Below are 13,768 nucleotides of genomic sequence, written 5' to 3' on the forward strand. Positions count from 1 at the left end.
TTATTATTGATAACGAATATTTTTCGTTATTATGTTTTCTATAAAAATATTCAATGATTAATGGAATACAGTTGATGCAAAAAAGCTTGGTTAGAATTTTTCTAGCGAAGCTTTTTTGTATGCATTCAGGTTGTTAATCATATTTTAAACACAGATATTAACGAAGGTATTTTTGACTTTACGTATTCTTCATGGTAAGCGAACAGTAAGAATGTTAGAAATGGAACTTTTTACTCTTTTCAAAATTATTAATTTTGTTGCAGGAAATAAACAAAATAGATAGAATTAAATTTAATAGTGGAGGAAAGTGGGGGATTGTGGTACATTGAGGTTAGAAAGTGGGGGACAAGGGTATGTTTATGGGGGAATATCATCATAATGTCGATGCAAAAGGACGTATCATTGTGCCTGCTAAATTCAGAGATAACTTAGGTGAAACCTTTATTCTAACCCGTGGTCTCGATCGATGCCTTTTTGGTTACCCGCTTAGCGAATGGGAGATAATAGAAGAAAAGCTTAAGCAATTACCCTTGACAAAAAAAGATGCTAGAGCATTCACCCGTTTTTTCTTCTCCGGAGCAACAGAATGTGAAATTGACAAACAAGGTCGCATTAACATTGCATCGCCCCTTTTTCAATATGCACAGCTAGAGAAGGAATGTGTTATTTTAGGTGTTTCCAATCGTATTGAAATATGGGACAAACAAGAGTGGGAAAATTATTTTTCAGAATCAGAGGATTCTTTTGCAGAAATTGCAGAGAATATGATTGGATTCGATATTTAATTTATTTCACTATGTACATACTAATTATTACTTACAAGAAAACTTATAGACAGGTGTGGATTCATGTTTAATCATACAACAGTTTTACTAAATGAAGCGGTCGATGCCCTTAACATTAAGCCGGATGGAATCTATGTAGATTGTACATTAGGTGGGGCAGGGCATAGCGAGTTAATTCTTTCCAGATTATCAGGGAGTGGAAGATTAATAGCGTTCGACCAAGATGAAGTAGCAATAAAAAATGCAGAAGAGAAATTAGCACCATACAAGGACAGATTAACGATTGTAAAAAGTAATTTTCGCTATTTGGAAGAAGAGATTCATCAATTAGGGATTCCCCATGTAGATGGCGTTCTATATGATCTAGGTGTTTCTTCTCCTCAATTGGATACTCCTGAGCGTGGATTCAGTTATCACCATGATGCGCCACTTGATATGCGCATGGATAATGAGGCGGATGTTACTGCTTATGATGTCGTTAATTCTTGGTCGTATGAATCGTTAGTTAAAATTTTCTTTCGTTATGGGGAGGAGAAATTCTCCAAGCAAATAGCAAGAAAAATTGAGGCAGCAAGAGAAAGCCAACCAATCGAAACGACGGGAGAGCTGGTTGAATTAATAAAAGAGGCGATTCCAGCACCTGCAAGAAGAAAAGGTGGACATCCTGCAAAAAGAGTTTTCCAAGCAATACGGATTGCGGTTAATGATGAACTAGGTGTATTTGAATCGTCGTTAGAGCAAGCAATTAAGTTATTAAATCCAGGCGGAAGAATTAGTGTTATCACCTTTCATTCCCTTGAAGATAGAATCTGTAAGTCGGCATTTAAAAAAGCGAGTGACCTGCCACCATTGCCGCCAGGACTTCCAATCATTCCAGATGAATTTAAACCGGAATTGAAATTAATAACGAGAAAGCCAATTACTCCTTCAGAGGAAGAATTAGAATTTAATAACAGAGCGAGATCAGCAAAATTACGTGTTGCTGAAAAACAATAAAACATGTATGCAGGAGGTAATTAAATGAGTAACTTAGCTAGAAAAATTCAACAGGATCAGTATCAGCACCAAGAGGAAAAACAGTCGGTTAAAAAGGTTATTAAACAAACCAAATCATTATTATCTCCTGGAGAGAAAATTTTAGGAATTGCTTTTGTAGCGATCATTTGTTTTGGCGGTGTGAAAATTGTCAGCAACCAAAGTGAAATTTATCAAGTGAATAAAGAGATTCAAATAACACAAAGCTCTATAAATTCTATTGAAAAGTCAAATAAGGAATTAGACACACAAGTAAAGGATTTAAGCAGATTTGATCGTTTACGCGAAGTAGCTGGTAAATTAGGACTTGATTTCAGTAAAGACAATGTAAAGGTTGTGCATTAAGCAATGATTCGAAAGCAGCCTAATATAAATTTTGGAGCAGCCATCCTATTTGTTTTATTTTGTCTGCTCTTTTTTGTTTTAGTTATTCGCTTTATCTATATTCAGGCAACTGGAGAGGTATCAGGAGTGGAGCTTGCTGCTCAAGCAGAAAAAAAACATAATACATCTCGAGTGTTAGAAGCATCAAGAGGCAGTATTTTGGACCGCAATGGAGAAGTAATTGCAGAGGATGCTGTTTCCTATAAGCTTGTTGCTGTAACCGATGAAAAGTTAAGTGAGCATGACAAGAACCACCCTGTCCATGTAAAGGATCCGGAAACAACCGCTAGAGAATTAGCGAAATATATCGATCTAAAAGAATCAGAGATTTATAGAATTTTAACAAAAGAGGGCGCCAAACAAGTAGAATTTGGGAATGCAGGGAAAGACCTTTCCTATGAAACAAAAAAGAAAATTGAAGATTTGAAGCTCCCTGGCATTCAGATCGTTGAAGGGAAAAAACGATTTTATCCGAATGGCATTTTTGCTTCCCATGTAATTGGATATTTAGAAGAATCAGAGGGAAAAGAGACAGGCAGACTTGGTATTGAAGAAAGCTTAAACAAAATGTTAACAGGTACGGATGGCAGCATGCAGTATAGCAAAGATATTTGGGGATATATTTTGCCAAACAGTAAGGACAATATTGTGCCTGCAAAAAATGGGAATGATGTTTATTTAACCCTTGATAAGAAAATTCAATCCTTTTTAGAGGATACAATGAATAAAGTGGATGATAAATATAATCCTGCGAAAATGATTGCAATCGTAGCTAATCCGAAAACAGGAGAAATTTTAGCGATGAGTCAAAGACCATCTTTTGATCCTGAAACAAGGGATGGAATTACAGATTCTTGGCATAATGAAGCAATTGAAACGAATTATGAACCAGGATCGACGATGAAAATATTTACCTTAGCAGCTGCTGTGGAAGAAGGGGTATTTAACCCAAATGAAAAATATTTGTCTGGTAGATATGAAGGGATAGGTGATCATAACGGTGGTGTAGGCTGGGGATCTATTACCTTCTTGGAAGGTGTCCAACGATCTTCCAATGTAGCCTTCGCGAAACTTGCCAAGGAAAAAATAGGCTTTGATACGTTTAGGGAATATTTGACGAAATTTGGTCTTGATCAACCAACTGGAATTGACTTACCAAGAGAAGCGAATAGTTCCATTGTTTTTAACTGGCCAATCGAAAAAATCACGACTGCCTTTGGTCAAGGTACAGCCTTAACACCAATCCAACAAATACAAGCAGCAACAGCTGTTGCTAACGATGGAAAAATGGTGAGACCGTACGTAATCGAGCAAATTAAAGATTCAAATACAGGAGATATCATAAAAAAAGGCGAGACACAAGTAACAGGAACTCCTATTTCAGCCGAAACGGCAAAAGAAGTGCGCGATATTCTTGAAACGGTTATTACAAGTCCCAAGGGAACAGGATACAAAAAATTCAATATTGATGGATATGATATTGCTGGTAAAACCGGAACGGCGCAAATTCCTAAAAGTGGTGGCGGCTATCTAACCGGCAGGGAAAACTATATTTTTTCATTCTTAGGAATGGCCCCGAAAGATGATCCAGAATTGATTATGTATGTAGCGGTACAGCAACCAGAGCTTAAAGAAACAGAAGTTGGTTCTGAGCCTGTTGCGGAAATTTTCACTTCTGTCATGAAGAGCAGTCTGCAATATATGGACATTGTTCCAACAGAAGAAAAAGTTTCCAAACCAATTGAAATTCCAAATTTAAGTGGAATGACTGCCGAAGAAGCAAAGAAAATCCTTAAAGATAAAGGCCTAAATGCTATTATTATCGGAGACGGTAAAACAGTAGAAGGACAGCTTCCTAATAAAGGAGACGCTTATCTAAAAGGGGAAAAGGTAATCTTAAAAACAAATGGTAATGAAACAGTCCCTAATATGAAGGGCTGGTCCTTACGCGATGTTTTAAAAGTAGCAGACCTAAATAAATTAAAGCTTGAAAGCTCAGGAAGTGGGTACGTATCTTCCCAAAGCATTAAGTCAGGCTCAAAGGTAAAAGAAAAAGATAAGTTAACGGTTAAGTTAAAAGAACCGGAATAAGAGAGACAGCTTCACTACATTTGTTTGGGATGTGGTGGAGCTTTTTTGTTGGAGAATGATGGAAGGAATTGTTGGTAGTCATGTATACTAGAATATGAGTTCATCAAGAGAAAATTCTCTCTGTAATGGGCTCGTTGAAATTATATAAAGAGGAGGTTGGACCAGTTTGTACAAAACCACCAGAATTAGCTTTGTTAAAATTATTTAATAGCCGGATGGACTTATCAGATGAAATGAAGCAGAAATACTATAATCAAATAAAAGGCTAGGAAGGAGAGAGAAGATTTGATGCATTATTGGAAAAATTCACGAAAGATTATGTTGTATTAAATGATCTATTACTGTAATCAAACCATGCAACATTCCAAGTTGATTCCTTAATGATGGAAGGAGAAGCACTTCATCTCTATGAAATTAAGAACTATGAAGGAGATTTTTACTATGAAAAGGATCGATTCTATAAGCGAAGCGAAATAATAAAGTGGAAATCAATAATCCTATCACACAATTAAAACGAACAGAGTCCTCTTTAAGACAATTAGTTCATCAGCTTGGCTACTCCATTCCAATTATACCTCATGTTGTTTTGTAAACCCCGAATTCACCTTACATCAAGCTCCTCTTCATTTGCCTTGTATTTACCCTTCTCAATTAAATCGTTATGTTAAATCATTAGAAAAGAATAGAACACAAGCAAAAAAACAGCATACTGCCTTAGCTGAAAAGTTGATAGCTCTTCATATGGATGAATCACCTTACCAAAGAATTCCAAGCTATAACTATGATGAGGTTAAGAAAGGAATTATTTGTGTTAAATGTGATTCTTTCATCGCTTCAACAGAACGTTTAATGATTAAATGTGAAGCATGTGGATATACAGAAAGCTTGGATGAAGCTGTTTTACGAAGTGTGGAAGAGTTTAAGTTGCTTTTTCGAGAAAGATAAATAACGACAAAAGCAATTTATGACTGGTGTATGATTTCAGGAGAAATGCGAAGAATTAAGAGAATATTAGATAAGCAATATATACTTATTGGAGTACATCAATGGGCATATTATGAGTGAAGGTGGAACAGAAACCAGTGTTTATCAGGGTGATGAGATGAACGCTGGAATTAACAGAAGTGTAAGAGAAAGTGGCGTTCATCACGGGGATGAAACCCAAAATTAACAGAAGCGCGAGGGAAAGTGGCGTTCACCACGGGGATGAACCCCAAAATTAACAGAAACACAAGGGAAAGTGGCGTTCATCAGGGAGATGAACCCCAAAATTAACAGAAGCACAAGAAAAAACAGCGTTCATCAATAAAAGCAAACCCAAACCCCAAAATTCAAAAAGCATGATGTCCAAAAAAAGCACTCCATAAAAAACATCCCCCACCACCAGCCCCCAACAAAGCAACAAATACTCTACGTTCTAATCCCTTTCGTACAAGCATATATTTTAATCGAGCTAGTATAAAGGGGGTTCCATCTGTATGCGGGTTTCAAACGTAACCGTCCGGAAGCGATTATTGATAGCGTTAGTTGCTGGGATAATTATTTTTCTTATTATTGATGCAAGATTGGCGTATGTTCAATTTTTTTTGGGGGACGAGCTTACAACCAAAGCGAAAAATTTATGGAGTCGACAAATTGCTTTTGAGCCACAGCGAGGAGAAATTTTGGATCGCAATGGGATAGCGCTTGCGACAAATGTCAGTGCGCCAACGGTTTATATAGTACCACGCCAAATTAAAGATCCAGCGGGCACAGCGGATAAGCTTGCGGCAGTATTGGAAGCAGATAAGGAATCTGTATATAAGCAGATTATTCAAAAGGAGATGAGTGTTCGTTTAAAAGAAGGAAGGAAAATTACGCATGAAAAAGCGAAAAAAGTTCGGGCACTTGATATAGATGGTGTCTATATTGGAGAGGATTCCAAGCGATCGTATCCGTTCGGAAATTACTTATCCCATGTTTTAGGGTTTGCGGGTATTGATAATCAGGGACTAATTGGTTTGGAACTAGAATATGATGACGAGTTAAAGGGGAAAAAAGGATCTGTTCAATATTATTCTGATGCAAAAGGACAAAGAATGAATGATATGGCTGATGCCTATGAGGCACCAGTCAATGGAAATGATTTAGTGCTTACAATTGATACAAGGATCCAAACGATTGTAGAAAGGGAATTGGATATTGCTGAGCAAACATATGCTCCTGAATCGATTATTGCACTTGCGATGAATCCGAAAACTGGAGAGGTATTGGCTATGTCTAGCCGCCCAGGATTTGATCCTGCAGATTTCCAAAATGTAGATTCTACTGTTTATAATCGAAATTTACCTATATGGAGTTCGTATGAACCAGGTTCCACTTTCAAGATTATTACATTAGCAGCAGCGCTTGAAGAAGGAAAAGTAGATTTAGACAAGGATACTTTTTATGATAAAGGCTATGCAGAAGTTGGTGGAGCGAAGTTGAAATGCTGGAAGCGTGGCGGTCACGGTTCGCAAACATTCCTAGAAGTTGTTCAAAATTCCTGTAACCCTGGCTTTGTGGAACTAGGGGAACGTCTTGGAAAAGATACACTTTTTCAATATATTCGCGATTTTGGATTCGGGCAAAAAACTGGCATTGACTTACAAGGAGAGTCAAAAGGAATCTTGTTTAACATGGACAGGGTAGGACCTGTTGAGCAAGCAACAACATCGTTTGGTCAAGGGGTTGCTGTTACGCCGATCCAGCAAGTAACAGCATTATCTGCAGCGATTAATGGCGGAACCTTATATACTCCATATGTAGCAAAGGAATTAATTGATCCGGCTACAGGGGAAGTAATTATGGAGAAAAAGCCTGTTGCAAAAAGAAAGGTTATTTCAGAGGAAACATCAAAAGAAGTGAGAAGAGCGCTAGAAAACGTAGTTGCAAAAGGTTCTGGTGGTAAAGCCTTTGTGGAAGGATACCGAGTTGGCGGGAAAACAGGAACAGCCCAAAAAGCATCAGGAGGAAGATATTTAGAAAATAACTATATCCTTTCCTTTATCGGCTTCGCACCTGCTGATGACCCAGAATTAGTCGTCTATGTTGCAGTAGATAATCCGAAAGGAACGGTGCAGTTTGGTAGTGCTGTTGCAGCGCCAATCGTTGGAGCGATTATGGGAGATAGTTTAAGAGCACTCGGCGTAGAACCTCGTAAAGACCAAATTGATAAATTATATAAATATCCAGAAAATCCATTAATCGAAGTGCCAGATCTAGTTGGTCACACGAAAAAAGATATTAGTGAATTGTTTATTAATCTTAAAATAGAATCAAGTGGAAGTGGAGATACCGTGATTAAACAATCTCCAGAACCAGGTACAAAAGTAAAGGATGGATCAACCATATTGATTCAATTTAATTAATTGGATAGAATGCGGCTGGGATCATTCGTGCCGCTTCTCTTTTTATCCTGCAGAAACGAACGTAGACCGCTTTTTCAAAAAGGAAAAGAGAGAGAAAAACTAAAATAAAAATACCCTCCATCTAAAATTATTCTTCTAATATAAATTCTCCAACAATAAGGTACAACATAGATAATTTTTTTTTAATCATGTAAAATAAAATACGCTAAGAAAATTGTATAATCTATATGGTTGGTTCATTATTTAGTATATAATTAATATTTATGAGTGAATTAGATTACATATAGAGCTAGAGAAAAGAGGAATCAAAAAGCGATGCAATTAAAAAAACTTATTGAGAGTTTACAGCCATACACTCCTTATGTCGGAGAAGATATGGAAATAAAATCAATAGAGAATGATAATCGCAAAGTAACAGAAGGCAGTCTTTTTATTTGTATAAAAGGATATACAGTCGATGGACATGATTTTGCGCAGAACGCATATGAATCTGGCGCAGTCGCTGTCATTGCCGAAAGAGAATTACCCTTGCCTATTCCAGTTATCGTAGTAAAAGATACAAAAAGGGCTAGTAGTGTGCTTGTAGATGTATTTTATCAAAAGCCAACACAAAAGCTTCAGCTTATAGGGATCACAGGAACAAATGGAAAGACGACAACTAGCCATTTAATAGATGCTATTTTAAAAGAGGCGCATAAAAAAACAGGAATCATCGGTACGATGTACACAAAAATCGGTGAGGAAATTCAAGAAACAAAAAATACAACTCCAGAAGCTGTGACACTTCAGAAGGTGTTCCATAAAATGGTGGAAGAAAAGGTCGATACAGCTGTTATGGAAGTATCTTCCCATGCCCTTGTGGAAGGCAGAGTATTTGGCTGTGATTACGATATTGCGGTATTTACAAATCTTAGTCAGGATCATTTAGATTATCATGGCACGATGGAAGAATATAAAAAAGCGAAAGGGCTGTTGTTTACAAGATTAGGAAATGCATTTCAAGGAGAAAAACCGAAGTTTGCTATCCTAAATAAAGATGATGCAGCAGCAAACGAGTATGAAACTTTTACAGCTGCTCATATTCTTACATATGGAATTGATAAAGATGCGGATATTATGGCGAAAAATATAAAAATAACAGCAGCAGGCACGTCGTTTGATTTACATACTCCACTTGGAACTCAATCTGTCCAACTAAAAATGGTTGGAAAATTCAATGTATATAATTCGTTAGCGAGCATTGGTGCTGCGATTGCAAGCAATATTCCAATGGAAGTAACGATTAAGGCGCTAGAAAAGGTAGAAGGAGTTGCAGGAAGATTTGAAACGGTAAATGCTGGGCAAGACTTCTCAGTGATTGTTGATTATTCCCATACACCTGATAGTTTACAAAATGCTCTGCAGACGGTGAAGGAATTTGCCGAGAAAAAAGTTTATGTCATTGCAGGCTGTGGGGGAGACAGAGACAAAACAAAACGCCCTTTAATGGCGAAAATTGCTTGTCAGGAAGCGAGCTATGCTATTCTTACTTCCGATAATCCTAGAAGTGAAGATCCGATTGCCATATTAAAAGATATGGAAGCAGGAGTTAAGGAAGAACAAAATTATACGATTATTGCTGATCGAAAAGAGGCTATTACGTTTGCGGTAAATCAAGCACAACTTGGCGATGTTATATTAATTGCAGGAAAAGGACATGAAACATATCAAATTATTGGTTCTGATGTGTTAGATTTTGATGACCGTTTAGTTGCAAAAGAAGCGATAGAGGAGAGAAAAAATGACACTGTCCTATAGTTTAGTCCTTCAGGCAATTCCGAAAGCAAAAGGGTTTGTAAAGGAAGATTTACTTTTTCAAACCGTGTCATTCTTAGCAGACAGTGAACAGCTAAAAGGGCTATTTATTCCTTTCTATAAAGAGAATTCTGGTGATTTGAGCACTGCAATAGCAAATGGAGCAATAGGAGCGATTTGGGAAGAAGGGGTGGATCTTCCATCTTATACACCTAATCATTTCCCTATTTTTTATACAAAAGATTTAAAGGAAGGCATATTAAAAATGATTGAAATTTATGAGGAACAATTACAAACACAAGAAAGTGCAACGAAATTTATTTTTTTAAAAGAAAACAGCCTGAATTCCATGATGGAATCATATGATATACCGGGAATTAGAGACCATGTATTAAAAACGAGCAGTCAAATGAAAGGAGGGAACTAAAATGCAGGAGAAAGTAATCTTTTTTACGATTCTATTAGGCTTTTTAATAACCGTATTGATTTCGCCCTTTTTTATTCCCTTCTTGCGAAGATTAAAATTCGGACAAAGCATTAGGGAAGAAGGACCGAAATCCCATCAGAAAAAAATGGGAACACCAACAATGGGTGGCTTAATGATTATCTTTTCCATTGTTATAACAACTTTAGTAATGATTAATAAATTCTCAGAGCCAACGATTAAGACATATTTATTGCTATTAGTTTTAGTTGGTTTTGGATTATTAGGGTTTTTAGATGACTTTATAAAAGTAGTGATGAAGCGTAACTTAGGATTGACTTCTAGACAAAAGCTGTTAGGGCAGATTATTATTTCACTTATTTTCTACTTTGTATTACGCGAAAATGAATTTTCAACCGCTATTTCGATTCCATTTGTTGATAAACCATTGGAATTAGGCTGGTTTTATGCATTGTTTATAATTTTCTGGCTAGTTGGATTTTCGAATGCTGTTAATTTAACTGATGGCTTGGACGGTTTAGTTTCCGGTACATCTGCTGTTGCTTTTGGAGCATTTGCGGTTCTTGCTTGGAGTCAGTCACAGTTTGAAATTAGTATATTTTCTGTAGCGATTGTCGGGGCAGTACTAGGATTCTTAGTTTTTAATGCTCATCCAGCTAAAGTGTTTATGGGAGATACTGGTTCCCTCGCGCTAGGTGGCGCGATTGCTGCGATTGCTATTTTAACAAAACTAGAAATTCTACTGATACTAATTGGTGGAGTATTTGTTATCGAAACACTTTCTGTTATTCTTCAAGTTATTTCCTTTAAATCAACAGGAAGAAGAATTTTCCGGATGAGTCCATTGCATCATCATTATGAATTGGTTGGATGGTCAGAATGGAGAGTAGTTGTCACATTTTGGACGGTTGGGTTATTATTTGCCGCTTTAGGAATTTATATTGAGGTGTGGTTATAATGAAGCAGATTAACGATTATCATCATAAAAAAATACTAGTATTAGGTCTTGCAAAAAGTGGAGTAAGCGCAGCTCAATTACTCCATAATTTAGGTGCCTTCGTAACAGTGAATGATAGTAAACCATTAGATGAAAATCCGGAGGCGCAAGGATTACTGGAACAAGGTATAACAGTAATTTGCGGAAGCCATCCGATTGAATTATTAGAAGAAGGATTTCAGCTAATTGTAAAAAATCCAGGGATTCCTTATTTTAATCCAATGATTAAAGGGGCAATGGAACGCGGTATTCCGGTTATTACAGAGGTAGAGCTTGCGTACAGAGTCTCTGAAGCGCCGTTCCTTGCCATCACTGGATCAAATGGGAAAACGACAACAACGACTTTATTATTTGATATGTTAGAAGCAGATAAGAAAAAGCCGCTTATCGCTGGAAATATTGGTACAGTTGCTTCGAATGTGGCTCAAGTTGCAGAGGAAGATAATAAAATTGTTATCGAATTATCATCTTTTCAATTAATGGGCATTGAGAAATTCAAGCCACATATCGCAATCATTACGAATATTTATGAGGCTCATTTAGATTATCATCGAACAAGAGAAGAATATGCAAAAGCAAAAGGCAATATCGCGAAAAATCAGGATGCAAATGACTATCTAATTGCGAATGTGGAGCAAGAGGTAGTAATGAATATCGCGAAAAACAGTAAAGCGACCATTATTCCTTTTTCTGCAAAACGTGAATTAGAGTTTGGTGCATATGTGAAAGATAATGTCATCTATTTTAATGATGAAAAAATAATGGGACTATCTGATATTACGTACTTAAGTGCCTTGAATTTAGAAAACATCCTCTCTTCAGTTGCTGCGGCAAAGCTCTCTGGAGTGTCAAATGAAAGTATTTTTGAAGTTCTAAGTACATTTAAAGGGGTTAAACATCGTCTTCAATTTATTAAAGAATTACATGGACGAAAATTTTATAATGACTCGAAAGCAACCAATATTTTAGCAACACAAAATGCCCTAGCAGCCTTTAATGAGCCAGTTATTTTACTGGCAGGTGGCCTGGATCGTGGAAATGAATTTGATGAACTGATTCCATCTCTGATAAATGTAAAGGCAATGATTACTTTTGGACAAACTGCTGAAAAAGTGGAGAAGGCAGGTAGACTTGCAGGAATAAAAACGATTAAAAGGGTCGATAATGTGGACAAAGCAGTACCTGTTGCTTATGACTTATCAGAAAGTGGAGATGTCATTCTTCTTTCCCCAGCATGTGCAAGCTGGGATCAATATAAAACTTTTGAGGTCAGAGGAGACATTTTTATCAATGCGGTGCATATGCTTAAATAAGGGCTTGTCTGTAAGTAGGCGTTGAAAGAAAAAATTTTGATCTATATGAACAAACATCAATGATATAACAGGATAAAAACGTTCTTACTAGGAAGTAAGCTCTGTAAATGATAACAAGGGTAGTAGAGAAAAGGATAAAGGTTATTTCATACCAAGCTAGGAACGAAATGACTTTTGGGCCTTTTCCTTCTTCTCGACCGTTAATTTACAGAGCTTTCTTTTTTTGAATCGGATTCGAGAATACAAGAAATCTGGATACCACCCGCTTTTCTATTTTTCAAGCCCAAATCTTGCAATTCGAGGTGTTAATGGTGCCATCAAAAAAAACGACTCCAGATATAATTCTAATGATTCTCACATTTACGTTACTGGCAATAGGGTTAATCATGGTGTATAGTGCTAGCGCGGTAATGGCCGATCGAAATTTAGGTGATTCTTTCTTTTTTGCAAAAAGACAGATGCTTTTTGCAGGCGTAGGAATTGCAGCAATGCTATTTATTATGAATCTTGATTACTGGATATGGCGTTCTTGGGCTAAACCGATTATTATTGTTTGCTTTGTATTACTTGTAGTCGTTTTAATTCCTGGAGTTGGTTTAGTTCGGAATGGTTCCCAAAGCTGGATTGGAGTAGGAGCATTTTCCATACAGCCCTCGGAATTTATGAAAATAGCAATGATTATTTTCTTGGGGAAATTTCTGTCAGAAAATCAGAAGCATATAACCTCTTTTAAAAAAGGCTTGCTCCCATCTTTAGGGCTAGTATTCCTGGCTTTTGGGATGATTATGCTTCAGCCGGATTTAGGTACTGGTACGGTTATGGTTGGAACAAGTATTGTCATGATTTTTATTGCTGGTGCTAGAATTCGCCACTTTGTGATATTAGGTCTCATTGGTGTTGCAGGGTTTATTGGATTGGTTGCGTCTGCTCCTTATCGGATAAAAAGGATTACTTCCTTTCTTGATCCTTGGTCTGATCCTTTAGGAAGTGGATTTCAAATCATTCAATCCTTGTATGCAATTGGTCCAGGCGGTTTATTCGGTTTAGGCCTTGGGGAAAGTCGGCAAAAGTTTTTCTACCTTCCAGAGCCACAGACTGACTTCATTTTTGCGATTCTCTCAGAAGAATTAGGCTTTATTGGTGGTTCCCTGATTTTATTATTATTCGCCCTCTTACTATGGAGAGGAATAAGAATCGCTCTAGGCGCCCAAGACTTGTTTGGAAGCTTTGTAGCCGTCGGAATCATTTCCATGGTTGCCATTCAAGTTATGATTAACATTGGAGTTGTAACAGGACTAATGCCTGTTACAGGGATTACTCTCCCATTTCTAAGCTATGGGGGCTCTTCTTTAACACTTATGCTAATCGCGATTGGTATTCTTTTAAATATCAGCAGGTTTTCGAGGTATTAAAATTGTATCCCACTTTTAAACTTCAGCAAGACTCAAACCCAAGCTTTTGAGTAGGCGGGAGATCAACTAGCTGTCCGTCAAGGTCAATTAACCTCCATTGAGGGAAGTTTTCCTTTATAAATG

Annotated in this window: 11 protein-coding genes; all 11 read left to right on the forward strand. The window is 37.0% G+C overall.

Annotated features, from left to right (window positions below; all coding sequences use genetic code 11):
• The first annotated feature begins 353 nt into the window (after nt 1-353).
• Nucleotides 354-785 (forward strand): division/cell wall cluster transcriptional repressor MraZ, encoded by a 432-nt coding sequence (gene mraZ, locus AB3U99_RS09290; RefSeq protein ID WP_312095341.1) that lies wholly within the window; start codon nt 354-356, stop codon nt 783-785.
• A gap of 63 nt (nt 786-848) precedes the next feature.
• Nucleotides 849-1,781 carry a 16S rRNA (cytosine(1402)-N(4))-methyltransferase RsmH gene (rsmH, locus tag AB3U99_RS09295; RefSeq protein WP_400247046.1) on the forward strand — a complete coding sequence of 311 codons (933 nt, stop codon included), beginning with the start codon at nt 849-851 and terminating at the stop codon, nt 1,779-1,781.
• A 24-nt stretch (nt 1,782-1,805) separates the two neighbouring features.
• The gene (gene ftsL, locus AB3U99_RS09300) at nt 1,806-2,165 is read left to right on the forward strand and encodes a cell division protein FtsL (RefSeq protein WP_400247048.1); all 360 of its coding nucleotides are present in this window, start codon (nt 1,806-1,808) and stop codon (nt 2,163-2,165) included.
• A 3-nt stretch (nt 2,166-2,168) separates the two neighbouring features.
• On the forward strand, nt 2,169-4,295 hold the full coding sequence (locus tag AB3U99_RS09305) for a penicillin-binding protein (protein WP_400247050.1): 2,127 nt from the start codon (nt 2,169-2,171) through the stop codon (nt 4,293-4,295).
• A gap of 627 nt (nt 4,296-4,922) precedes the next feature.
• Nucleotides 4,923-5,240: a hypothetical protein gene (locus AB3U99_RS09310; protein WP_400247051.1), complete on the forward strand. Its 318-nt coding sequence runs from the start codon at nt 4,923-4,925 to the stop codon at nt 5,238-5,240.
• A 533-nt stretch (nt 5,241-5,773) separates the two neighbouring features.
• A complete protein-coding gene (locus tag AB3U99_RS09315; protein WP_400247052.1) occupies nt 5,774-7,684 on the forward strand; it encodes a stage V sporulation protein D in 1,911 nt (636 codons plus the stop codon).
• A 315-nt stretch (nt 7,685-7,999) separates the two neighbouring features.
• Nucleotides 8,000-9,481, forward strand: a complete 1,482-nt coding sequence (locus AB3U99_RS09320; RefSeq protein WP_400247054.1) for a UDP-N-acetylmuramoyl-L-alanyl-D-glutamate--2,6-diaminopimelate ligase — start codon at nt 8,000-8,002, stop codon at nt 9,479-9,481.
• Entirely contained in the window at nt 9,465-9,905 is a 441-nt protein-coding gene (locus AB3U99_RS09325; protein ID WP_400247056.1) for a hypothetical protein, read from the forward strand. The genes AB3U99_RS09320 and AB3U99_RS09325 overlap by 17 nt, the downstream gene beginning before the upstream one ends.
• A gap of 1 nt (nt 9,906) precedes the next feature.
• Nucleotides 9,907-10,881 (forward strand): phospho-N-acetylmuramoyl-pentapeptide-transferase, encoded by a 975-nt coding sequence (mraY, locus tag AB3U99_RS09330; RefSeq protein WP_400247057.1) that lies wholly within the window; start codon nt 9,907-9,909, stop codon nt 10,879-10,881.
• Nucleotides 10,881-12,233, forward strand: coding sequence for a UDP-N-acetylmuramoyl-L-alanine--D-glutamate ligase (gene murD / locus AB3U99_RS09335; RefSeq protein ID WP_400247058.1), 1,353 nt, complete (start codon nt 10,881-10,883; stop codon nt 12,231-12,233). The genes mraY and murD overlap by 1 nt, the downstream gene beginning before the upstream one ends.
• Before the next feature lie 311 nt (nt 12,234-12,544).
• Entirely contained in the window at nt 12,545-13,645 is a 1,101-nt protein-coding gene (gene spoVE, locus AB3U99_RS09340; RefSeq protein ID WP_400247060.1) for a stage V sporulation protein E, read from the forward strand.
• Nucleotides 13,646-13,768: the final 123 nt, after the last annotated feature.

It is taken from the genome of Niallia tiangongensis (assembly GCF_044704065.1).
GTDB lineage: Bacteria > Bacillota > Bacilli > Bacillales > Cytobacillaceae > Niallia > Niallia tiangongensis.